The organism is Acidimicrobiales bacterium, assembly GCA_041394185.1.
In the GTDB taxonomy this organism is placed as follows: Bacteria; Actinomycetota; Acidimicrobiia; order Acidimicrobiales; family Poriferisodalaceae; genus JAAETH01.
Window position 1 is genome coordinate 1,016,110 of the sequence record JAWKIQ010000001.1, and the last position, 22,321, is coordinate 1,038,430.

Below are 22,321 nucleotides of genomic sequence, written 5' to 3' on the forward strand. Positions count from 1 at the left end.
GGTGCTTCTGTAGCTTCGGGCGCCATGTCAGCCACCGAGATGCAAGCAGGTGCAGACCGCATGGTCCGCTCGTGGGCCAGCCTGCTCGAGGACCAGACGATCGAACAGGCCAAGCGCACGGCGCGCTCGCGCGCTGTCAGCGGCCCGGTTGCGCTGATGCCCGACGCTCACGTCGGCATCGGTGCAACGGTTGGCTCGGTCATCCCCACCCGGTCCGCGATCATCCCGGCCGCGGTCGGGGTCGACATCGGGTGCGGAATGATCGCCGCTCAGTTGACCCTGTCTGCGGGCGACTTGCCCGACGATCTCGAACCCGTTCTGTCGCAATGGCACCGCGACATCCCGTCGGGTGTGGGCCGCACCGCTACCAAGGGCGGCCGGCGCGCCGGCCAGTGGATGGCAGACAACCCCATGCCAGAGCCGGCCCGGGTGCGTAGGCCCACGAAGGCCGCCGATCAGCTCGGAACCCTGGGCGGGGGCAACCATTTCGCCGAGCTGTGTCTGGACGAGACCGAAACCGTTTGGGTGGTGGTGCACTCGGGCTCACGCGGGGTCGGCAACGAGCTGGCCCAGGGCCACATCAAGTCAGCGCGCAAGCTTCGGTTCGAGGAGGCGCTCGAAGACCCGGATCTCGCGTACTTCACCCAAGGCACCCCAGAGTTCGACGCGTATGTCGCCGACATGTTGTGGGCCCAGGACTATGCGCTATTCAACCGCGAACTGATGATGGATCAGGCGATTCGAGCCGTGGCCCGGGCAACCATTGGCCTGGGCGCTGTGGCCGAGGGTGCACGCCTGCCCATCGAGAAGCGGCGCATCCAGTGCCACCACAACTACGCCGCGCTCGAACACCACGATGGTCGAGACCTGTGGATCACCCGCAAGGGTGCCATACGTGCCGGGCGCGACGACCTGGGGATCATCCCCGGCTCGATGGGCCAGCGGTCATACATCGTCAGAGGTCTCGGGTCCGGGGCGTCGTACTGTTCGGCATCACACGGTGCGGGTCGTCGAATGAGCCGCACCCAGGCGCGCCGCGAGCTTGCAGGGTCAGACCACACCTGGGCCAAGATGCGCGGCGTCACCTGGCAAAGGGCTCAGGCGTCGCGTCTGGTCGACGAGGCGCCGGCCGCGTACAAGCCCATCGATCAGGTGATGACCGACCAGAGCGACCTGGTGACCATCGAGCACGAGCTGAGGGCGGTCCTCAACTACAAGGGAGTCACGTGATCGAGATCCGCACCGCGGCCGGTCGGATGGTCGGCTGGCTGCTGGCCGAGGTCGACCCCGACATGGGCCGGGTCTGGTGGTGGGGCCCGTTCGTCGATGCACCCGAGTGGGCCCCGGTCGCCGACGCCCTGATGCGGGCCGGTCGCTCACAACTCGATCCGGCAGTGCACGAGGAGGAGATGGCCGCCGACGAAGCCCACGCCGGGCGCCTGGCCGTCACCGGCGACGCTCCAGACATCGAGCAGCTGCACGCGGCCACCTTCCCGACCGGCCACCTGCTGCCCAAGGTCGCCGCATCGGTGGGCGCCGACGACCGGATCCGCACCGTCGCCGGCTTCGGCCGAGCAGCCATATCGGCCGCTTGTCGCGAGCTGGCTGCTCGTGGCTGCAAGCGGGTTCACCTGACCGTCAGGGCCGACAACGCGCCCGCCCGCGGCCTTTACGCATCGCTGGGCTTCACCGAGGAACGCAACCTGGTGCCGTACCGCAAGGGTTTCTCGATCGTCGGGTGACGCCTGGCCGGTGTCAGCTCGATTCGTACACCCGCACCATCACATGCGAACGATCTGCGGCGGGTGTGATCGTGCCCACGAAGACGCTGCGATTGAGCCAGTCGTGGGGGCCTGCGGGAGCATGGAACCGCGGCGAGCTTCGCAGGTATGGCCCTTGCCCGCCCGGACGCGTTCGGTCGGCAATGCCGCGATTGCGAACGATTATCACGGTGCCGTCTTCGGCGCGGATCGAATAGTGGGCGTCGATTTCGGTGATGCCATCGGGTCGATCCAGCTGCCAATCGGCGCCGCCAGGCAACACCTCGCCCGTCAGGCCACGGCCGTCGAAGCTGCCGCCGACTATCGGTATGTACCGGCGGGTACCGCCGTCGCTCGGCCCGACCTCTACGGCTGGCGAGATATCTGCTCGTATGGTCAAGACGAGCTCTAGCGTCGGCGCAGGGGCATTCGGTGTGGTCACCCTCGACACTGTTCACGTGCCCGGGCGGGTGCGTCAAGCCGAGAAGTCGATGAATCGCCCAGTGTTGGTGACGAGCCAATAACCCGACTGGCCTGGAGGCAGCTGACCGGCGTCGACCACCCGTTCGCCCGTGCCCAGCGTTCCTGCGGCCGATCCGACGAAGGTGGCGTCGCCGAAGGTGAACACGCCGCCGTCTTCGGCGATCAGCCAGTATCCGTCGCCGGTGTCGGTGGGCACCGCCGCGGTGATGGGGGAGTCGAGGCGAATGGCGCCGGTCGAGCCGTGGAACTGAGCGCTGCCAAAGCTGAAGACCCCACCGTCGCTGGCCACCAGCCAGTAGCCATCGAGGTCTGGGGTAGCCATGGCGGTGACGATCGGCTGGTTCAAGGCGATGTCGCCCGTCGAGCCGTAGTACTGGGTGAGCCCGAAGGCGAATACGCCCCCATCGGCTGCGACCTGCCACGTCTGGGACTCTGTCGGGTCGCCGATGAACGCAACGATCGGCTGAGCCAACTGGGCACCCCCGATCGCCGACACCTCGCCAGCGTTGCCGTGGGCCATGACGTACCCGTCGGCATCGGCCACATACCAACCGGTGTCGGTCGCCAGCAGGTCGACAGCCCCGCGGGGAGCCTGCCACGACGCCGAGCCCGCCGCAGTGTCGCCGAGGTGGCCCAACGTTCGACCGTTCGAGCACACGACCAGCTCGTCGGTTGCGTTGCGTTCGGCACCGACGACGTCGCACTGGTGCTCGAATCGGTCGACGAACAGGCGGCTGTTGGTCGGGGCCTGGTCGCCCCACAGAACCGACCGGCCGAAGTCGGCCAGGGCGACGCCCTCGGCCAGGTTTGCCTGGGCGATCGCGAACGAGTCACCGGTTCCGAGATCGATGAGGGTCACAGCGGGTTCGAGGCCGTCTGGCTGCACCTCTGCCAACAGGAACTGGCCGTCGGCGCTGAGATCCAGGGGGCGGACGGTTCCGTCGACCTGGAGGCTCCGGCTGGCTTGGGTCGTGCGATCCATCATGACCACGCCAGAATCGCCGGGGTACGGCGCCCAAAGCACCGCCGACCCGTCCCAGTTGGTGCGGGGCTGGGCACTCCCTGCCTCGGCCGCTGGTGTACTGGGGAAGGGAGTGCCAGCCGTGTTGGCCCCCAGTTCGGACGCGGCCGAAACCGAAATCCGGTTTCCCAGCCAGTCACCCGGCTCAGGACCGGTTCGTGCCACCACAAGCGTTTGCCCATCGTCGGACAGGCTCAGCTGGCACGAGCCTGGGGCACAGTCGTCGAAGTCGCCCTCAACCACGACCCCGCCCGACGCATCGCGAACCACCACCGAGGTCGCAGCATCGGGTGAGGGCTTCTCGAGCGATGCGGTGACGTCGCCGTTGCCCGAGGCCACCACATCGCTGAACGCGGCAAACCCGTCGGTGCCCGAGGTGACCAGCTCTGGGGCCAGGTCGGGACCGACCCGGTAAGTGTCGGCCGTGGTGTCGACATCGTCCGCGACCAGTGCCACATTGGTCGACACGATCACATCGCCGTCATCGGTGACGGCGCCCAGCCGGAAGAAACGACTGGACACGTCGGCGTCGAGCGTCCATGCCTGGCCCGTACCCAGGTTGCGAACATACAGCCGCTCGAGGGTGGGCACCCCGTGGATGCCGGTGCCGCCCGTGGTGAACGCGACCCAGTTCCCGTCGGGGCTCACCGCCGAGCTGGACCGCACCACATAGAACGGCTGAACCCCGTCCTCGACGGTCGACACCAGGATCCGGTCGACCTGCGAGAACGAGGAGCCGGGGCTCTGGCCGTGGCCGGCAGATGCGCCAAGCGTCACGGCCAGCAAGCCGCACATGAGCGCCAATGCCAGGGCCACGCCCAACCGTCTGTACACCATGGCGGCGACGGTACACCCGGGCACCTAGGTGAAAGCCAGCAGGTCGGCGAACACCTCCTCAGCATCCACCGCAACGCCACGTCGCTCAAACCAGGCGCACACGTTGAGCACGTCGCGGTGTAGGTATCCCAACCCTTGGGGGTTGGCGGCGATATCGACGGCCTGCGGAAAGTCGATGAACAAGAGCCGCTCTTGCCACCACAGCAGGTTGTACGCCGACAGGTCACCGTGGGCGTAGCCCACTGACGTGATGGTCCGCAGACCCTCGATGAGTTGATCGAACGCCGACATCAACTGGTCTGCGTCGAGCCGAGCTGCATACAGCTGTGGCGCTGCACTGGCCGCATCGCCGACGTATTCCAGATCGAACACGTCCTCGCCATAGTCGATGGGGTAGGGCACCGGAGCGCCTCGCTCCCACAGCTTCGACATGGTCTCGTACTCATGACCTGTCCAGCGGTCCTGCAGCAGGCGCTTGCCGTGTGTGGTCATCTTCTCGACCGCACGGCGGTCGCGGCTCTTTCTGAACTGCCTGCCTTCGCGATATTCGACGTCGTTGCGAAACGTCGATGCACGCTGGACGCCCATGGCTTCCAGCGTGCCCTTGGCCTTGACCTCGCGGGGCAGGTATCGCTTGCGGGCGATCAGGCAAGTGCGGCCATTGGGCCCGGAACGCTCGATGACGTTCACCTGGGCTTCCTTGCCGCTTTTCAAGACGCCGAGGTCGACGTCGTCATAGGGCTCGTCAACGAGCCAGTCCGGAGTCGGACGCAATTTGGGTACCTCTGATGGGTGAGAACGAACGGGATCTGAACAGATCGCCGATCGCTCGACATCACCTCACGAGGGTGGAAACGGCGCGACCGGCGAGAGAGACGTCAAACACAGCTTGCATGTCGAGGTCCTCCCTTCTCAGCCGATTAGCCGTGAACGCGACTGTACCCCAGGGTCCGCCGTCGCACGAGCGAATTGATGAATCCGGAGAGCTAGTTGCAGGGGATGGTCGAGGTGATGCCGTTCAGGCGGTATCGCAGCTCGTAGACCTTGCCCTGGCCATTGGCTCCGGTGTCGGTCCACGACGTGACACCGGCCCCCAGGGTCGCAGCCCACGAACCGTCGGTACGGGCCTGGTACGACTGCGCACCGACGTCTTGCCACGACATAACCACATCGTCGCCCACGACTGCGATGACGCACGCGGCGTCGGCGGGGTCGATGGTGACCGAACCGCAGTCGGACTCGACGTCGACGCCGTTCACCGTGCCGCGCACCGAATACGAATAGGTGCCGGGTTCGACGGTATGGCTGTACGTGTCGACACCCTCAACGGTCGCCTGCCAGACCCCGTCGCGTCGCACCGAGACACGGCTGAAGGCATCGCCGTTGAAACTGACGGTTACCTCGTTGCCGACGACGCTGACCGAACAGGTCGCCGGGGGAGCGGCCGGTGTTGTCGAGCATGTGCCAGACCGGATCAGCTGTCCGTTGCGGATGACGTCGATGCGATAGTTGTTGACAACACCTGGTTCTGCGGCGAAATCGGTATAGGACAGGCCGTCTACATCGGCTATCCAGAGGCCGTCACGGCGAACGACGTATCGGGAACCCTCGGCATCGTTCCAACTGATCTCGACGGTCGTCGGTGCCAGCGGCGTCGCGGTGCAAACCAGGGCCACCGAAGGAACACGAACCGTGCCGCACGGCGCTGTCTGGCTCAACCCGTTGCGGTTGAAGCGCAGTTCGTAGGTGAGGTCGGTGTCGAGCGGGGCATTCGTGTCTGTATAGGTGGTGCCGGCGACATTCGACAGCCAGGCGCCGTTGCGCGCCAGGCTGTAGGTGTTCACCCCACCGATGTCGGTGAACGAGATCACCGGGCTGCGGTCCGCGCCCAGTGTCACCGAGCACCTGGGGTCGCCGGCCAGCGGGTTCTCGTCGAAGAAGGCCGAGCGACCTGTTCGCTCGCCCGACACATAGTTGCGGTCCTGGCCGATGACGACGCCACGGTCGACCACAGTGATGGCCAGGATGCCCTTGAACGCATCGCTGCCTGGGTTGAACGCCGGTATGCCCTTACCCGTTACCGGGTCGAGAGCACCGATCTGGTCGGCGGGATAGACATAGCCCGGGTTGATCAGATCGTTGCGGAAGGGCGAGCTGGTGGGACTTGCCGTATACATGTCGCCGACGCGCTGGCCGTTTGCCGCGGTGCGCCCTGGATACGACGATGGCGCGGCAGGGCTGACCATGTAGCGGAAGTGGCCGCCTATGTAGATCGCGTCGTCGTCGATGCCCACCGAGAAGACCGAGTCGAACGCCCGGGCAACCCAGTCGGGACGACTGGGATTGTCGCTCATCGGCCATCTGGTTGCGGTGTCGCACTGGTAGCCGCCATCGGCGCCCTGGTGGGTCGTGACGAAGAAGCTGCCGTCGGGGCTGACCTCGAGGTCCTTGATCTGGATGCCGCGCCCGCTGCACTGGCCACCCCAGTAGAAGTCCTGCACCGGGTCGTTCGGGTCTGGGTACAGGGCCTGGAATGCGGTTACCGACGGCGTGCCGCCGAGAGCGATGATGGCGACTCCCGGTCGGCGGTACGCCGTGTTGTTCGACCGGTTGAAGATCTGCATCCCGCGGTGGGCGACGACCAGACGGCTGCCGTCGGGCGACACATCGAGTCGGGAGACGCCGAAGTTGCGGATCGCTCCGTTGATGCTTCCGGCGTCTTCGTTGGTCTCGAACCTGAAGCCGGTATCAAAGGCGCCCGACGTTGCATCGAAACGGGCGAGCCCGCGGACGGGTTGAACGATTGGTGGCCGACCGGGTGCGGTGTCGTAAACCTGCTGGAAGATGCCCCCGGCGTACAAGTATCCGCCCGAAACAGCGATGGTCAGGACCTTCGAGTCGACACCAGCCTGGGCGAAGTTTCGGTCGAGGCGACCATCGGGCACCGACAGCAGGGCCAGACGATTGCGGGTGCGTGTGCGCCCATCGGTGTGGTCGTCGATGGCGGTGAAGCGGCCTCCGAGATACACGCTGCGTCCATCGGGTGCGGCCTCGAGGTCGCGGACCTCGACCGCCTTGTTGGCCGCACTCAATGTCGGCCTGAAGGTGTCGAGGAACCGCCCACTGTCGATCTCATAGGCGTAGATGCCCGGTTGGTTGACGATGGGTCCGTTGCGGTAGATCTCGACCTGGGTGAAGTTGCCTGCGACCACCATGTATGGCCCGACCTGCTCGGCATCCCAGACTTCGCCGTCGCGTGGTATCGGCACGTCGAGGCGGGGTTCTTCGGCGACCACCGCGCCAGCGGCTACCGGAGTGAGCAACACCGTGCCAACGGCCAGCGCAACGAATGCCGCGAACAAGGCGCGAAAGCGCGGCACACAGATGAGGCGAGATGGATGCATCAGAACTCCAACGAGGGCGAAGGAATGGGGTTTGTGCCGCAGAGATCTGACGCTATCTCGCCCTGCGTGACATGAAAAGGCTTTCAGATGTATTCGGCGGCCCGCTCGGATCCCCAAAACTGGATACGGAGGCGACTAGACCCCGGAAACCGGGGAGAAGTCGCCTCCATATCGGCAGTTGCGGCGTTTGCCGGTTTGGTCAGATCACGTGCCTGACCAGTTGGCCTTGCGCTTCTCGGCGAAGGCCAAAGGCCCTTCCTTGGCGTCGTTGGAGGTGAACACCTTCTTTTGAAGGGGAACCTGCATCTCCCACAGCTGATCTTCGTCGTAGCCCATGCCCGCAGCCCTGACGAGCTGTTTGGATGCGGCCACCGCCAGCGGTGCGTTCTCGGCGATGCGCTCGGCCAGTGCGATAGCTGCCTCGAGCGCCCCACCCGGCTCGGTGACCTGGGTCAACATGCCCGCTTCGAGGGCTTCCTCGGCGCTGATGGGCTCGCCCGTGAGGGCCATCTCCATGGCTCGGGCGTAGCCGACGCGCAGCGGCAGGCGGAACACACCACCCGCTCCGGCGAAGAGGCCGACCTTGACCTCACGGATACCGATCTTGGTGCCTGCGTCGGCGACCAACAGGTCGCAGGTCAGGGCGATCTCGCATCCGCCGGCCAGCGCAAAGCCGTGCAGCGCGCCGATCAGTGGCTTTTGGCTGCCCACCTTCACGAAGTCGAACAATGGTCCGATGTCTTCGCCCCGGTGGAAGGCCTTGAGGTCCATGCCGGCGCAAAAGCCCCGGCCGTTGCCGGTGATGACAGCTGCCGTCAGCTCTGGATCTGAGTCCAGCTCCTTGACCGCATCCATCAAACCGTTGGACAGCGCACCGTTGATGGCGTTCATGGCGTCGGGCCGGTTGAGCGTGATCACCATCACCCGCCCACGACGCTCGGTGAGTACTGCTGCTTCTTCTGACATGTGTCTCCTAATCGTCCCCAGATCGTTCTTGGCCGGACTACTTGGGCGGCATCCGGATGCCGCCGTCGAGACGGATGGTCTCGCCGTTCATGTACGGGTTGGTGATGCACTCCATCACACCGAACGCCAGCTCCTCGGCGGTGCCGAGACGCTTCGGGAACAGCACGCTTTGACCCAGGTGGGCCTTGAACGCCTCGCTCTGTTCGCCCTCGCCATAGATCGGCGTGTCGATGAGCCCAGGCGCAATCGTGTTGACACGAATACCCAGCGCCGACAGATCTCGGGCGATCGGCAGGGTCATGCCGACGATGCCACCCTTCGATGCCGAGTAGGCGCACTGGCCGATCTGGCCGTCGAAGGCCGCGGCCGAAGCCATGTTGACTATGGCGCCGCGGGCGCCGTCGGCGTCGACCGGGTCGGTCTTGGCCATGGCCGCTGCCGCCTGGGCCAGCATGTTGAACGAGCCGATCAGGTTCACCCGCAGCACGAACTCGAACTTGTCGAGCGGGAACGGGTCGCCGTTGCGGTCGACGGTGCGGCCGGCATAACCCAGGCCGGCCGAGTTCACCAGGGCGCAGGGGGCCCATCTCGACCCGGCAGCCACCGCAGCCTGGGCATCTTCGACCGAGGCGACGTTGCACTTGACGAACAGGCCGCCGATTTCGGACGCGACCGCGCCGCCCTTTTCTTCGTTGAGGTCGGCGACCACGACCCTTGACCCGGCCGCCGCGAGCTGGCGGGCACAGGCCTCACCGATACCCGACGCGCCACCGGTGACGATCGAGGAGCTTCCTTCGAGATTCATGCGTGGCATCAGTCGCCAATCCTTTCGATGATGGTTGCGTTGGCCATTCCGCCGCCCTCACACATCGTCTGCAGACCGTAGCGTCCGCCGGTGCGCTCGAGCTCATTGAGCAGGGTGGTCATGAGCTTGGCTCCCGAGCAACCCAGCGGGTGGCCCAGAGCGATCGCGCCGCCGTTGACGTTGGTCTTCGACAGGTCGGCGTCGTATTCCTTTTGCCAGGCCAGCACCACCGATGCGAATGCCTCGTTGACCTCGAACAGGTCGATGTCGTCCATCGTCAGCCCTGAACGGGCCAGGATCTTCTCGGTGGCAGGGATCGGGCCCTTCAGCATGGTGACCGGGTCGGTGCCGGCCAGGGCGAAGCTGTGGAACCGGGCGCGGGGCTTGAGGCCCAGCTCGGCAGCCTTCTCGGCGCTCATGATGAGAACGGCGGCCGCGCCGTCGCTGATCTGGCTGGAGTTGCCCGCGGTGATCTTGCCGTCTTCCTTGAAGGCCGGCTTGAGGTTGGCCAGGGTCTCTGGGGTGGTTCCCTCGCGGATGCCCTCGTCCTTGGTCATCATGACCGTCTCGCCGTCGACAACCACCGGAACGGGGATGATCTCGTTCTCGAAGCGGCCCTCGGCGGTGGCCACGGCGGCGCGGCGCTGGCTCTCGGCCCCAAAGGCATCGAGGTCTTCACGGGTGAGGCCGTATTCGTCGGCGATCATGTCGGCGCCGATGCCCTGCGGCGGAAGGCCGGTGTCGGCGTAGCGGTCCTGCATCGACTGCGGGAAGGGGAACCCCATGTTGGGAACGACCGAAGCGCCCATGGGGGTGCGGGTCATGACCTCTACGCCAGCGGCGATGACGACGTCGTAGGCGCCGGCCATGACACCCTGAGCCGCGAAGTGGATGGCCTGCTGGCTCGAACCGCACTGGCGGTCGACAGTGGTGGAGGGCACCGACTCTGGCCAGCCGGCGGCCAGCACGGCGTTGCGGCCGATGTTCAGCGACTGCTCGCCGACCTGCATGACACAGCCCATGACGACGTCGTCGACCATTGCCGGGTCCAGGCCGTTGCGTTCCTCGAGGGCCTTCAGCACGTGGGCTGCGAGGTCTACCGGGTGCCAGTCCTTGAGCATGCCGTTGCGCCTGCCGCCCGGCGTGCGCACGGCATCGACGATGACTGCTTCTCTCATCTTGGTTCTCCGTTTGGTTGGTTGGGGGAGATCAGGTTGTGCTGGAGCCGCACCAGCAGCGACGCCAGCATCTGACGGTCTTCGCGACTGACATCGCGGCGCAGGCGCGAGCGCACCTGGCCGTCGATCGAGGCGATGTCTGCGGCCACGGTGACACCGGTGTCTGTGACGGTCACCAGCCACACCCGGCGGTCTTCGGAATCGGGTCGCCGCTCGACCAGTCCCCTGGACTCGAGGCGATCGATGGCGGTGCCGGCCGCGGCCCGACCGATGCCCATGCGGTCGGCCAGCACGGTTTGGGTGGTGGGTCCACGCTCGGCCACGTAGGCCAGCATCGATGCGGTGGTGAGGTTGAGGCTCAGCGGGGCGAGGGCCTTGTCGTATGCCTCGCGTATGAGGCGCGCTGTTGCCATCAGCGTCGACTCGACCCGCAACCAGGGCGGCGCGTCGAGCTCGTGTGCTGCCTGTGGAGCAGCAACGTTCGGTTGTCGTGCCGGCTGGCGCGTCGACTCTGACCCCATGATTGTTCGCCAGCATACAGTTCTGGTAGATACTGTTGTCCAGCAGCGCAACGGTCGCGAGTACCCAGGAGTGGTCAAATGGCAGACGACGTTCTCACCACCGAGGAAGCCGAGCAGTTCAGAGAGAAGGTGCGAAGCTTCCTTGCGGCCAACACCGTGCCTGCCGCCGATTTCGAGCAGCAGAAGCAGTTCCAGGCCAAGCTCGCCGAGGCTGGGCTGGCGGGCATCGTGTTCGACCGCGAATACGGCGGGGCCGGGCTGAGCAAGGCTCACGACCGCATCGTTCGAGAGGAGATGTCGAAGTTCCCGACGATGAACAACGAGTTCATCATCAGCCACGGCATGTGCCTGCCGGTGCTGAACGACTTCGGCACCGAACAGCAGAAGAAGACGTTCATGCCCGACAACATCGCGGGCCGCACCCTGTGGTGTCAGATGTTCTCCGAACCCGGCGCCGGTTCCGATGTCGCCAGCCTCCAGACCAAGGCCGAGCGCGACGGCGACGAGTGGATCATCAACGGTCAGAAGGTGTGGACCACATTGGCCCACAAGAGCCAATACGCCGTGCTGATCGCTCGCACCGACCCCGATGCTGTCAAACACGCCGGCATCTCGATGTTCATCCTGCCCATGGACGCGCCGGGCGTCGAGGTGCGGCCGATCCACCAGATCGACGGTGGCAGCCACTTCAACGAGGTGTTCTTCACCGACGTTCGCATTCCCGCCGACAACCTGCTGGGCGAGTTGAACAACGGCTGGAATCAGGCCACCGCGATGTTGATGTACGAGCGTGTGGCCATCGGAACAGTGGGCGGAGGCAAGATCAGCCAGCCCAACTTCAAGGTCCTGAAGGCGGCCGCCGAGGCCGGTGGCACCATGAACGACCCCAACGTGCGCCAGGACATGATGCGCATCTACTCGATGGAGACCACCAAGTCGCTGATGGCCATGCGCACACGCGCCGAGATGAAGGCCGGCCGCGCCCCTGGGCCCGGTGGGTCGCTGGGCAAGCTGTTCGGCTCGGTCATCCAGTGGCGCATGCGCGAGATCCTCATGAACATGGCTGGACCTGCTTCTCAGGCATGGGTCGAAGGCGACGCTCAGGCCGCCGAGCTGGCCCGCATGACGGTGGGCTCGTTCAGTTCTTCGATCGCCGGCGGCACCGACGAGATCCAGCGCAATATCATCGGAGACCGAGTGCTTGGCCTTCCACGCGACATAGCTGTAGATCGCAGCGTTGCGTTCAAGGATCTTCGAGTCGGCACCCAGAGGTAGGGAGAACCCATGTCACTGACGCCAACCGAGGCCGTCGAGGTCGCCGACATCCACAACCCCATTCTCAACCGGTTCTGGTCGCGGCCACAGGCCGACATCGAGGCAGACCTCGCAGACATTCGCAGCCGTCCGGTGACCAAGTTCGCCGAGATGCCTCGCGACGAGGAGATCGTCGACCCGGTCACGCTGTCTTTGCTGGGGCCGGGGGCCTTCGCTGTGACCCGGCACGCCGACATCCTCGAAATGTCGCGCCATCCCGAGATCTGGTCGTCTGCCAACGGCATCACCGTCATGGACACGCCACCCGAGTTCAACGAGTTCTTCGGCTCGATGATCAGCATGGACGACCCGCGCCACGGTCGCCTGCGCCGCCTCATCGCAGCCGGGTTCACGCCGCGGATGTTGGCGATGCTCGAGGACAGCGTCACCGAGCAGGCCAGGCAGATCATCGACAATGTCTGCGAGCGCGGCGAGGTCGACTTCGTCGTCGACGTCGCGGCCCAGCTTCCGTTGAAGATCGTGTGTGATCTGATGGGCATCCCCGACAGCGAGCTCGAGTTCTGCTTCAACCAGTCGAACATCATCCTGGGAATCGGTGATCCCGAATACGCGCCACCAGACGGCACCGACCCGCTGACCGCCCTGCTGACGGCCGGGGGAGCGCTGGCCAACCTGATGCAGGAGATCGCCGAGACCAAGAGGGGCGCCGACACCGACGACCTCACCACCCTGTTGGTCAACGCCGAGATCGAAGGCGAAAAGCTGTCGCACGCCGACATCGCCAGCTTCTTCGTGTTGTTGGTGGTGGCGGGCAACGAGACCACCCGCAACGCCATCAGCTGGGGTCTGACCCATCTGACGGCCAACCCCGACCAGCGCGAACTGTGGCGGGCCGATTTCGAGGGCTTGTCGCATTCGGCTGTCGAGGAGATCGTGCGCTTGGCCAGCCCGGTGACCTACATGCGTCGCACTGCCACCCAAGACACCGAGATCGCCGGCCAGCCGGTTGCGGCAGGTGAAAAGGCGCTGATGTTCTACCTGGCAGCCAACCGCGACGAGGCGATCTTCGAAGATCCATACCGCTTCGACATCAGACGAGACCCCAACCCGCACGTGGGCTTCGGCGGGCCAGGTCCCCACTTCTGCCTGGGGGCCCACTTGGCGCGCCGCGAGATCAAGGTCATGTACCGAGAGTTGTTCGAGCGGCTGCCCGACATCGAGGCGACATCCGAGCCCGACGTGTTGGCGTCGTCGTTCATCCACGGCGTCAAACACCTGAAGGCCGAGTTCACGCCGACCTCGCCTCGCTGAGGTCGGCCGCGTGCATCTGGCTCAGCTGAATGTGGGGAGGCTCGTCGGCGAACCCGACGGCCCCGAGGTCGCCGAGTTCATGACCGCCATTCCGGCAATGAACCTGCTGGCCGAGTCCAGCCCTGGCTTCGTGTGGCGACTGGCCGACGACGAGGGCCCCGGTGCCACGGGCATCCGGTTTCCGGGTCACGAGGACGACCAGCGTTACATCGTAAACCTGAGCGTCTGGGAAGACTTCGACAGCCTGCGGCACTACGTTGCCCGCTCTGGGCACGGCATGTACCTGCGGCGTCGGCGTGAGTGGTTCGAGAAGCCGCCCCAGCCGACGACGGTGCTGTGGTGGGTGCCCGATGGTCACACGCCGAGCGTCGACGAGGCGGCCGAGCGCTTGGGCCGCCTTCGCACCCACGGCCCCACCCAAGAGGCCTTCGACATGGCCAACCCGCACCCACCGGCCGGCTGAGCCCACCTTCATCAAACACCGGTGTTTGCGAGGCGTCTGACGCCCGCGCAACACCGGTGTTTCACAAGTGGCGGGAACGGGCCCGGTTGGCTAACGACCGTTGAAGGTGGCCTGGCGCTTCTCGACGAAGGCCGCGGCGGCCTCGCGGTGGTCTTCGGTGCTCATGGTGGTGATCATCGCGACCGCTTCGGCGTCGAGGCAGGTGGCGAGGTCGGACCCGATGGCGCGGTTGATGTTTTCCTTGATGTAGCGCATGGCGATGGGCGGACGGGCTGCCAGCTCGTGGCACCAGGCCAGGGCGGCATCCTCGAACCCCTCGTCGGGCAGAACCTTGTTGACGATGCCCAGCTCGTGGGCCTCGGCGGCGGTGAGCCGCGGGTTCATGAAGTACAGCTCCTTGGCCTTGGAGTGGCCAACGAGTTGGGTGAGGAACCAGCTGCCACCGAAGTCGCCCGAGGCGCCGATGCCCGAGAACGCGCTGACGACCAGCGCCCGCTGGGCTGCCAATCGGATGTCGGCCGCCAGGGCGATCGACAGGCCCGCGCCCGCTGCAGCGCCAGGGATGGCGGCCACCACGGGCTTTTGCATCTTGTGGATGTAGAGCGAAACGTCGCGCTGGTTGCGGCGCAACACGTCGATGTTTCCCTCGCGGGTGCCAGGGCGACCCTCGCGCGGTGCACCCGACTCGTTCGACTCGTGCATGCCCTTGACGTCGCCACCGGCGCAGAAGGCTCCACCCGAACCGGTGATCATGACCACACGAACCTCGGGGTCTTCGGCGAAGCGGGGGAGTACACGCCTGAACCCCTCGTACATGGGGTTTGACAGAGCGTTTCTTCGCTCGGGGCGGTTGAACACGATGGCCCCGACGTTGCCGTCGATGTGGGCGAGAAGGTCTTGGGTGCCGGTGTCGATGTCGGTCTGGCTCATGGCCGGATGGTAGTCACACCCGGCCGCGTCGTACGATTCGGGCCATGATCGAGCTGACCCCGCAAGCGCTTCGCAACTACGTCACCACGGTGTGTGCCGCCCTGGGCAGCAACGAACGCGAACAGAACCTGGTCGCCGACCAGCTAGTGGGTGCCAACCTGACGGGCCACGATTCGCACGGCGTCGGCATGATGCCCACCTATGTCGACAGGGCGCTGGCCGGCAAGGTCACCATCAACGGCGGTGTCGAGGCCGTGCGCGACGACGGCGCCATCGTGGTGCTCGACGGGGGCCACTCGTTCGGCCAGGTCACCGGCCACGAGACCACACTGGTGGCCATCGACAGGGCCAAGCAGCACGGCCTGGCCATGGTGGGGCTGCGCAACAGCTTCCACATAGGACGCATCGGCCACTGGGGCGAGATGTGTGCCGACGCGGGCTTGGTGTCGCTGCACTTCGTGAACGTCGTCGGCCACCGTGGCCTGGTGGCCCCTTATGGCGCCAGGGAGGCCCTGTTCGGTACCAACCCGGTGTGTATCGCCGTTCCGGCCGGACCGGGTACCGGCCCGGACCAGCGCATCGTGCTGGACATGGCCACCAGCATCATCGCGCTGGGCAAGGCCCGGGTGGCCAACCTGGCGGGCAATCGTGTGCCGACCGACTCGGTGGTGGGCCCCGACGGCGAGCTCACCGACGACCCGGCCACGATGTTCCGCGATCCTCCCGGGGCGCTGGTGGCGATGGGCGACCACAAGGGCTCGGGTCTGGCGCTGATGTGTGAGCTGCTGGGCGCCGCGTTGATCGGTGGGCCCACCACAACCAGCTCACGCCTCGATGGTTCGGTCATCAACAACATGCTGACGCTGGCCATCGACCCGGGCTCGACCAGCGACGAATCGGCGCTGCGCGCCCTTGCAGACGACCTCACAGACGCTGTGAGGCGCTCTGCGACCCGCTCTGGAGTTTCGTCGGTGCTCATGCCCGGAGACCCCGAAAGGGCCGCCCGCATCGCCAGGGCTGCCGCGGTGCCCCTGGACGAGGGCACGGTCGCCCAGCTGGCGTCGGCGGCCTCTGCTGCGGGCGCCGACTCGGCGCTCGAGTTCCTGGCGCCGTAGGTGTGTGTAGGTTCGGTGACGAACCCCCCGAGGGTGTTTGACCCGAGGTTTAGTTGCACCTAGTCTGCGCGTTCCGAATGTGACGACGGTCACGGACCAGGCCACAGGCCGAACACGGTGTGACGTGTTCCACTTGTGCTCCGGGACGTGCTACAAAGTCACCTCCAAACCACCGAGGGGGAGAAGGTTGGGCGACATCAGCAACACGTCGATCGCGAACGAGCCGTTGCTGGTCGTCGACGATCTGAAGACCCACTTCCGCCTCAAGGCCGGCGACGTCAAGGCTGTCGACGGTGTAAGCCTCACCCTCGACCGTGGCAAGACGCTCGGTGTGGTGGGCGAGTCGGGTTCTGGCAAGACCGTGCTGGCCAGAACGATCATGGGCCTCAACCTCGGCGCCAATGTCCAGACCAGCGGCTCGGTCCTCTACCAGGGACGCGAGATCCTGGGCCTCAAGGCCAAGCAGATGCGCAACTACTGGGGCCGCGAGATATCGATGGTCTTCCAGGACCCGATGACCTCGCTGAACCCGGTCGTCAAGATCGGGCGCCAGGTCACCGAGCACCTGCGCCACCACCTCGACATGGACAAGGACGAAGCCAACGAGGTGGCCCTGCAGCTGCTTCGTGAGGTTCGTATACCCGAGGCCAAGGAGCGCCTCGACTCCTACCCACACCAGCTGTCGGGTGGTATGCGCCAGAGGGTCTCGATCGCCATCGCCCTCGCGTGTGGCCCCAAGCTTCTGTTCGCGGACGAACCCACCACCGCTCTCGACGTGACGGTTCAGCACCAGATCATGAACCTGCTGGCCCGCGAACAGAACGATCGCGACATGGCCATGATCCTGGTCACCCACGACCTGGGCGTTGTGGCAGGCCGCACCGACGAGATCGCCGTCATGTACGCCGGTCGCGTGGTCGAGCGGGCCCGCACCCGCGACCTCTTCGCCGACGTCAAGATGCCCTACACAGAGGCGCTGCTGCGTTCGATCCCGCGCACCACGCAGCGCAACCACACTCGATTGGCCGCCATCCCCGGTCGCCCGCCAGACCTCATCAACCCTCCCAAGGGGTGTGCGTTCGCGCCGCGGTGCGCTTACGCGCAAGACATCTGCCACGAGGAGATGCCCCAACTGCGCGAAGCAGGCCCCGGCCACCAGTTCCGATGCCATTTCCCCGTCGGGTCGCCCGAGGGGCTCAAGGCGTTCCAGGACAATCTGGCCGCGGGTCTTCCCCAAGCTGTGTCGATCAAGCTGCACGCCGATTCGGTTGCAGAGCAAGAAGGAGCCGCCTGATGGCCGGCACTGGCAAGGCGCATCTTCGCGACGCGTCGGAAGTCATGCTTCGTGTCGAGGACCTGGTGGTCGAGTTCCCGGCTGCTGGGGGCAACACCGTCAAGGCGGTGTCGGGCATCAGCTTCGACATCAAGGGCGGCGAGACCCTGGGCCTGGTGGGCGAGTCTGGTTGTGGCAAGTCGACCACCGGCAAGGCCATCATCCAGCTGCCGCCGCCCACGTCTGGTGAGGTCAGCCTCGGCGGCACCGACCTCACCAAGCTGAGGGGCGAGAACCTGCGCAACAAGCGCACCGAGATCCAGATGATCTTCCAGGATCCGATCTCGTCGCTGAACCCACGGCGCAAGATCGGCCGTGTAGTCGCCGAGCCTCTCGACGTGTGGGGGCCAAGGAAAGAAGAGCAGAAGAAGATCGTCGATCGTCTGCTCGAGTTGGTCGGTATCGACCCCGAGGTCGCCAGCGAGAAGCGGGCCCACGAGTTCTCGGGTGGCCAGTGCCAGCGCATTTCGATTGCCCGGGCTTTGGTCACCGATCCTCAGCTGTTGATCTGCGACGAGCCCGTCTCGGCCCTTGACGTGTCGGTGCAGGCCCAGATCCTCAACCTGCTCGAGGACCTCAAAGAGCGCTACAACCTGACCCTGGTGTTCATCGCCCACGACCTGGCCGTGGTCAAGAACATCAGCGACCGGGTAGCCGTTATGTACCTGGGCAAGATGTGCGAGGTGTCGGAGGCCAACGAGCTCTACGAGCGGCCCGCCCACCCCTACACGGCGCTGCTGCTCGAGTCGGTACCCGAACCCGACCCCACCGTCGACATCGATACCGATATGGTCGAGGCCGGCGACCTGCCGTCGCCCATCAACCCACCGTCGGGCTGCCGGTTCCGTACCCGCTGCCCCTACGCATCCGAGATCTGTGCGGCCGAGGAGCCCCAGATCCGCAAGGTCGGCGACGATCATTTCGTCGCCTGTCACCATCCGTTGATCGAGCCGGTGGAGGTGTAGCTGACCAATGACGGCTTCCGCGAAGTCCAAGATGGCCTTCGCATCCACAGAATCGAACACAGAACAATTTCTCTGGGCATCAAGGAGATGTCCGCAGGAGGGAGACACATGAAACACCGGATCCTGAAGCTGCTTGCGCTGCTTCTCACCTTCGGTCTCATCGCCGCCGCTTGTGGTGGCGACAGTGACGACGGAGGCGAGAGCGGGGCCAGCACCACAACCGAGGGCGGCGGTACCGAATCCACGTCGCCACCCACGACCGAGACAGTGGTCGAGAGCACCACGACGTCTGAGGGCGAAGTAATCGAGTACGGCGGAGTCGTGACCCTTGGTCTCGAAGCCGAAGCCACTGGCCTGCGCCCGTGGGAAGACTCGTGCTCGCCGCCTTGCTACAACATGTTCATCGCGTTCTTCGACAAGTTGTTCGAGATCAACAGCGACTTCCAGCCGTCACCGTGGCTCGCCACCGGTGCGACCCCCAACGAAGACTTCACCCAGTGGGTGGTCACCCTTCGTGAGGGCGTGAAGTTCCACAATGGTGTCGACTTCAACGCGCAGACCGTCGCTGACATGTTCACCATCCAGCAGGCCGGTGCGGCCTCGGCGGGTGCCATCGCAGCTTCGGGTCTCGCGGGCGTCGAGGCCACGGGCGACTACGAGGTCACCTACACCCTCAACAGCCCGAACTCGGCGTTCCTGGCATTCTTGACCCGTGCCCCCCTGGGTATGGTGTTCGAGCCTGCTGCTGCTGCTGCTGATCCCGATGGCTTCGCCGACGCACCTGTCGGCACCGGCCCGTTCGTGATCGCCAGCCGCGACGTCGACAACGAGACCGTGGGTGTGCGCAACGCCGACTACTGGCTCAGCGACGACGACGGCAACCAATTGCCGTACCTCGACGAGATGCGTTTCCGCCCGATCCCAGACGAGGGCACCCGCCTTTCGTCGATCCTGTCGGGCACTATCAACGCCATGCAGACCCTGCGCCAGGGCACCATCCGTGACGCCCGTGACGCCGCCGATGGCCTGACTCTGTACGAGTTCCAGGGCAACAACACCGGTGGCGGCATGTTCAACACGCTGGTTCCGCCCTACGACGACACTCGGGTTCGCGTCGGTCTGACGATGATGAACAACCAGGATGCCGTCATCGACGCCCTGGGCGGCACCGGCATCTCGCTGCCGGCGACGCAGTGGTTCAGCCCCGATAGCCCCTGGTACAGCCAGGCAGCTGCCGATGCTTGGATCCAGTTCGATCCTGCAGGCGGCGCCGCGCTGCTTCAGGAATACATCGACGACCCGGCTCGTTCCGACGGCCTGGCACCCGGCTCGAACCTCGTTGTCGAGCTGTCGTGCCCGCCAGACCCAACGCTTATCGCCGCCATGCAGGTGATCGAGCAGGTCTGGAGCGCATCGGGTCTCGTCGATGTCACCTTGACGCAGTTCGACCAGGCAACCCACATCAACAACGCCCTTGGCCGTGAGAACGGCTTCGTCGGCATCCACCAGGCCCATTGCTGGCGCTGGAGCTCCGACGACGACCCGTCGCTGCCGCTGAACTCAGAGTTCGCAGCACCCACTCCCGAGATCGCAGCTGCGGCCTCGGAGGCACTGGGCGCGACGGTTCCGTTCTCGCCGACGGCGTTCTCCAACTACTGGGATCCCGAGATGTTCGGCTGGCTGGTCGCTGCCATCCAGACCGACGACTTCGAGACTCGTAAGGGCCTCTACGAGCAGGTGATGATTCGCCTGGCCGAGCAGGCTCCGGTCTGGTACTCGGGCCACACGGCAACCCTCATCGCCACCACCGATGACATGGTCGGCCTCAACGGCTGGACCACCCCAGACGGTCAGCTCGGCGCCGGCTTCCCCGGCGGCGAAGGCCGCTGGCACCGGGTCCGCTTCGTCGGCTGATCCGTAGCTAGTTAGCTGGTCACAGGGGTAGTGCGCCCGTCGCAGGGCGGGCGCACTACCCGGTGCCACCCGTTGTTCGCCCCGAATCGTCAAATCGATCCGCCCGTCAACTGAGGAACCAGATGCTGAAGCTCATCCTCGTTCGCCTTGCACGAATGCTCGCCACCCTGTTGGCCGTGTCGGCGATCACCTTCTTCATGCTCAAGCTGTTGCCGGGCGACCCCATCAACCTCATCGTTCCCCTCGAGGAACTCGACAATGAAGAGCTCGTCGCTGCCAAGGAGAAGGAATACAACCTCAACGGCAGCTCTATCGAGCAGTACGGCCGCTGGCTTTGGGGAGCCGTTCAGGGAGACCTGGGCAAGGCCATCACTCAACCCAAACGTGTCAGCGAAATCATCGACGAGCGGTGGACCATCACCGCCCAACTTGCACTCTTCTCGGTCTTCTTCTCGGTCCTGATAGCCCTACCGGTTGGCATTTTCAGCGCCTACAGACAGGGGCGGGCTGAAGACAAAGCGCTGTCAGCGGCGCTACAAACCGGACTATCGATACCCAACTTCGTCATCGGCGTGTTCCTGATCCTGATCTTCGCCGAGAAACTCAGATGGCTTCCCGCCACCGGCTGGACCCGACTAAGCGACAGCCTCAGCGGGAACCTCAAGGGCGTGGTGCTCCCTGCCCTGGCCTTGTCGCTGGCCAACATGGCGGTGTTCGCCCGCCTGATCCGCGCCGACATGATCTCGACCCTGCAGGAGAACTACATCCTGTCGGCCAAGGCCAAGGGCATGAGCGACCGGTTCATCTTGTTCCGGCACGCACTTCGCCCGTCTTCGCTCAGCGTCGTCACCGTCATCGCCCTCAACCTCGGCGCCCTGCTGGGCGGCACGGTCGTGATCGAGCAACTGTTCGCCATCGGTGGCCTGGGCCGCCAGCTCTACGACGCGATCTTGCGGCGCGACTACTTCGTGGTGCAGGGCATCACCGTGGTCATCGCCTCGGTCTACGTCGTGCTGAATACCTTCGTCGATTTCATCTACCTGGCCATCGACCCACGCATCCGCGGCAGGAGGCACTGACATGACCACCGTGCACGAGGACCCAGAAATCATCACGCCGCTCATAGTCGAAGAGGTCACCGGCGGCAGCGAGCCCGGCGGGCTGGTCGGGCTGTTCAAGTCGATGCCGCTCACCATCAAGATCGCCTCGATCTGGCTCACCATCGCCCTGTTGGCGGCGGCCGGCGCCTGGATCGTAGAGATCTTCAACACCAAGCTGCCGGGGCTCACCGACCCCAACTACAACCACTTCATCTTCGAGGGTAAGCCCGCCAACCAGGGCCCCAGCGGCGAATTCTGGCTGGGCACCGACAAGCTGGCCCGAGACAACTTCTCGCGGCTGGTTTACGGCACCAGGGTTTCGGTCACCGTCGCCATGACCGCTGTGGCGTTCGGCGTCGTCTTCGGCGGCTTCCTGGGTTCGCTGGTGGGCATGGTCCGAGGCTTCACCGAGACATCGGTGATGGCCATAATCGACGTCATCCTCGGCTTCCCACCGCTGATCCTGCTGCTGGTGATGGTTTCGATCTTCGAGACCCGCAGCCTCATGATCATCTCGGTGGTCATCGGCCTGCTGTCGATTGCCCCGTACACACGTGTGGCTCGAGCCAACGCACTATCGGCGGCCAACCGCGAGTACGTCATGGCGGCCAGAGCCATCGGGGCCAAACCGTTGCGCATCTTGTTCCGGGAGATCATCCCCAACGTGTTGCCTGCGCTGGTCGCGTACGCATTCGTGGCTGCCGCCGTCATCATGGTGGTCGAGGGCAGCCTGGCCTTCCTGGGCCTCAGCGTGCAGCCGCCAGACCCCACCTGGGGCGCCATGATCTTCGAGGCCCGCGGCGACATGCGCCAGAACATCTGGCCGCTGGTATACCCATCGGTCACCATGGTGCTCACCGTTCTGTCGTTGAACATCGTCGGCGACTGGCTGTTCGCACGCAACGCCGCCCGCTCGGCCGCCCTGGGCTGAGCCAAACCG

20 protein-coding genes are annotated in these 22,321 nt (G+C 65.3%); 11 read left to right on the top strand and 9 right to left on the bottom strand.

Annotated elements, in window-relative coordinates; translation table 11 throughout:
* The first annotated feature begins 24 nt into the window (after positions 1-24).
* Together R2770_04795 and R2770_04800 are read left to right on the top strand one after the other, a co-directional pair.
* On the top strand, positions 25-1,230 hold the full coding sequence (locus R2770_04795) for an RtcB family protein (protein MEZ5279768.1): 1,206 nt from the start codon (positions 25-27) through the stop codon (positions 1,228-1,230).
* A complete protein-coding gene (locus R2770_04800) occupies positions 1,227-1,742 on the top strand; it encodes a GNAT family N-acetyltransferase (GenBank protein MEZ5279769.1) in 516 nt (171 codons plus the stop codon). Before R2770_04795 ends, R2770_04800 begins: the two co-directional genes overlap by 4 nt.
* A gap of 13 nt (positions 1,743-1,755) precedes the next feature.
* On the opposite strand, the gene R2770_04805 is transcribed toward R2770_04800, so the two are convergent.
* The 8 genes from R2770_04805 to R2770_04840 form a co-directional block, all read right to left on the bottom strand.
* Positions 1,756-2,202, bottom strand: coding sequence for a DUF3237 family protein (locus R2770_04805; GenBank protein MEZ5279770.1), 447 nt, complete (start codon positions 2,200-2,202; stop codon positions 1,756-1,758).
* Between the two features lie 33 nt (positions 2,203-2,235).
* Entirely contained in the window at positions 2,236-4,101 is a 1,866-nt protein-coding gene (locus tag R2770_04810) for a hypothetical protein (GenBank protein ID MEZ5279771.1), read from the bottom strand.
* A 24-nt stretch (positions 4,102-4,125) separates the two neighbouring features.
* Positions 4,126-4,875 (bottom strand): RIO1 family regulatory kinase/ATPase, encoded by a 750-nt coding sequence (locus tag R2770_04815; GenBank protein MEZ5279772.1) that lies wholly within the window; start codon positions 4,873-4,875, stop codon positions 4,126-4,128.
* A 212-nt stretch (positions 4,876-5,087) separates the two neighbouring features.
* Positions 5,088-7,505 (bottom strand): hypothetical protein, encoded by a 2,418-nt coding sequence (locus tag R2770_04820; protein MEZ5279773.1) that lies wholly within the window; start codon positions 7,503-7,505, stop codon positions 5,088-5,090.
* A 204-nt stretch (positions 7,506-7,709) separates the two neighbouring features.
* The gene (locus R2770_04825; protein MEZ5279774.1) at positions 7,710-8,471 is read right to left on the bottom strand and encodes a crotonase/enoyl-CoA hydratase family protein; all 762 of its coding nucleotides are present in this window, start codon (positions 8,469-8,471) and stop codon (positions 7,710-7,712) included.
* A gap of 37 nt (positions 8,472-8,508) precedes the next feature.
* Positions 8,509-9,285 (bottom strand): SDR family NAD(P)-dependent oxidoreductase, encoded by a 777-nt coding sequence (locus R2770_04830; GenBank protein ID MEZ5279775.1) that lies wholly within the window; start codon positions 9,283-9,285, stop codon positions 8,509-8,511.
* Positions 9,285-10,454 carry a thiolase family protein gene (locus R2770_04835; protein ID MEZ5279776.1) on the bottom strand — a complete coding sequence of 390 codons (1,170 nt, stop codon included), beginning with the start codon at positions 10,452-10,454 and terminating at the stop codon, positions 9,285-9,287. Before R2770_04835 ends, R2770_04830 begins: the two co-directional genes overlap by 1 nt.
* A complete protein-coding gene (locus R2770_04840) occupies positions 10,451-10,975 on the bottom strand; it encodes a MarR family transcriptional regulator (protein MEZ5279777.1) in 525 nt (174 codons plus the stop codon). Before R2770_04840 ends, R2770_04835 begins: the two co-directional genes overlap by 4 nt.
* Before the next feature lie 78 nt (positions 10,976-11,053).
* Between R2770_04840 and R2770_04845 the strand changes: the two genes are divergently transcribed.
* From R2770_04845 to R2770_04855, 3 genes are read left to right on the top strand one after another with little or no spacing between them, the layout of a single operon-like run.
* On the top strand, positions 11,054-12,250 hold the full coding sequence (locus R2770_04845; GenBank protein ID MEZ5279778.1) for an acyl-CoA dehydrogenase family protein: 1,197 nt from the start codon (positions 11,054-11,056) through the stop codon (positions 12,248-12,250).
* A gap of 9 nt (positions 12,251-12,259) precedes the next feature.
* Positions 12,260-13,561: a cytochrome P450 gene (locus R2770_04850; GenBank protein ID MEZ5279779.1), complete on the top strand. Its 1,302-nt coding sequence runs from the start codon at positions 12,260-12,262 to the stop codon at positions 13,559-13,561.
* 10 nt (positions 13,562-13,571) lie between these two features.
* Complete coding sequence (locus R2770_04855) at positions 13,572-14,024, top strand: DUF3291 domain-containing protein (GenBank protein MEZ5279780.1); 453 nt, start codon at positions 13,572-13,574, stop codon at positions 14,022-14,024.
* Between the two features lie 90 nt (positions 14,025-14,114).
* On the opposite strand, the gene R2770_04860 is transcribed toward R2770_04855, so the two are convergent.
* Complete coding sequence (locus R2770_04860) at positions 14,115-14,954, bottom strand: enoyl-CoA hydratase (GenBank protein ID MEZ5279781.1); 840 nt, start codon at positions 14,952-14,954, stop codon at positions 14,115-14,117.
* A 44-nt stretch (positions 14,955-14,998) separates the two neighbouring features.
* Between R2770_04860 and R2770_04865 the strand changes: the two genes are divergently transcribed.
* From R2770_04865 to R2770_04890, 6 genes are all read left to right on the top strand, one after another.
* Positions 14,999-16,069, top strand: a complete 1,071-nt coding sequence (locus tag R2770_04865) for a malate/lactate/ureidoglycolate dehydrogenase (protein MEZ5279782.1) — start codon at positions 14,999-15,001, stop codon at positions 16,067-16,069.
* Positions 16,070-16,256: 187 nt separating this feature from the next.
* On the top strand, positions 16,257-17,363 hold the full coding sequence (locus R2770_04870; GenBank protein MEZ5279783.1) for an ABC transporter ATP-binding protein: 1,107 nt from the start codon (positions 16,257-16,259) through the stop codon (positions 17,361-17,363).
* Positions 17,363-18,367, top strand: a complete 1,005-nt coding sequence (locus tag R2770_04875) for an ATP-binding cassette domain-containing protein (protein MEZ5279784.1) — start codon at positions 17,363-17,365, stop codon at positions 18,365-18,367. Before R2770_04870 ends, R2770_04875 begins: the two co-directional genes overlap by 1 nt.
* 108 nt (positions 18,368-18,475) lie before the next feature.
* Positions 18,476-20,281, top strand: a complete 1,806-nt coding sequence (locus R2770_04880; protein MEZ5279785.1) for an ABC transporter substrate-binding protein — start codon at positions 18,476-18,478, stop codon at positions 20,279-20,281.
* A 122-nt stretch (positions 20,282-20,403) separates the two neighbouring features.
* The gene (locus R2770_04885) at positions 20,404-21,360 is read left to right on the top strand and encodes an ABC transporter permease (GenBank protein MEZ5279786.1); all 957 of its coding nucleotides are present in this window, start codon (positions 20,404-20,406) and stop codon (positions 21,358-21,360) included.
* Between the two features lies 1 nt (position 21,361).
* The gene (locus tag R2770_04890) at positions 21,362-22,312 is read left to right on the top strand and encodes an ABC transporter permease (GenBank protein MEZ5279787.1); all 951 of its coding nucleotides are present in this window, start codon (positions 21,362-21,364) and stop codon (positions 22,310-22,312) included.
* Positions 22,313-22,321 lie beyond the last annotated feature (9 nt).

Excerpts from the sequence above, each read along its gene's own strand:
- R2770_04795 (MEZ5279768.1), top strand. The coding sequence starts at position 25 with ATGTCAGCCACCGAGATGCAAGCAGGTGCAGACCGCATGGTCCGCTCG.
- R2770_04810 (MEZ5279771.1), bottom strand. The coding sequence starts at position 4,101 with ATGGTGTACAGACGGTTGGGCGTGGCCCTGGCATTGGCGCTCATGTGC.
- R2770_04820 (MEZ5279773.1), bottom strand. The coding sequence starts at position 7,505 with ATGCATCCATCTCGCCTCATCTGTGTGCCGCGCTTTCGCGCCTTGTTC.
- R2770_04825 (MEZ5279774.1), bottom strand. The coding sequence starts at position 8,471 with ATGTCAGAAGAAGCAGCAGTACTCACCGAGCGTCGTGGGCGGGTGATG.
- R2770_04830 (MEZ5279775.1), bottom strand. The coding sequence starts at position 9,285 with ATGCCACGCATGAATCTCGAAGGAAGCTCCTCGATCGTCACCGGTGGC.
- R2770_04835 (MEZ5279776.1), bottom strand. The coding sequence starts at position 10,454 with ATGAGAGAAGCAGTCATCGTCGATGCCGTGCGCACGCCGGGCGGCAGG.
- R2770_04840 (MEZ5279777.1), bottom strand. The coding sequence starts at position 10,975 with ATGGGGTCAGAGTCGACGCGCCAGCCGGCACGACAACCGAACGTTGCT.
- R2770_04845 (MEZ5279778.1), top strand. The coding sequence starts at position 11,054 with ATGGCAGACGACGTTCTCACCACCGAGGAAGCCGAGCAGTTCAGAGAG.
- R2770_04850 (MEZ5279779.1), top strand. The coding sequence starts at position 12,260 with ATGTCACTGACGCCAACCGAGGCCGTCGAGGTCGCCGACATCCACAAC.
- R2770_04860 (MEZ5279781.1), bottom strand. The coding sequence starts at position 14,954 with ATGAGCCAGACCGACATCGACACCGGCACCCAAGACCTTCTCGCCCAC.
- R2770_04865 (MEZ5279782.1), top strand. The coding sequence starts at position 14,999 with ATGATCGAGCTGACCCCGCAAGCGCTTCGCAACTACGTCACCACGGTG.
- R2770_04875 (MEZ5279784.1), top strand. The coding sequence starts at position 17,363 with ATGGCCGGCACTGGCAAGGCGCATCTTCGCGACGCGTCGGAAGTCATG.
- R2770_04880 (MEZ5279785.1), top strand. The coding sequence starts at position 18,476 with ATGAAACACCGGATCCTGAAGCTGCTTGCGCTGCTTCTCACCTTCGGT.
- R2770_04885 (MEZ5279786.1), top strand. The coding sequence starts at position 20,404 with ATGCTGAAGCTCATCCTCGTTCGCCTTGCACGAATGCTCGCCACCCTG.
- R2770_04890 (MEZ5279787.1), top strand. The coding sequence starts at position 21,362 with ATGACCACCGTGCACGAGGACCCAGAAATCATCACGCCGCTCATAGTC.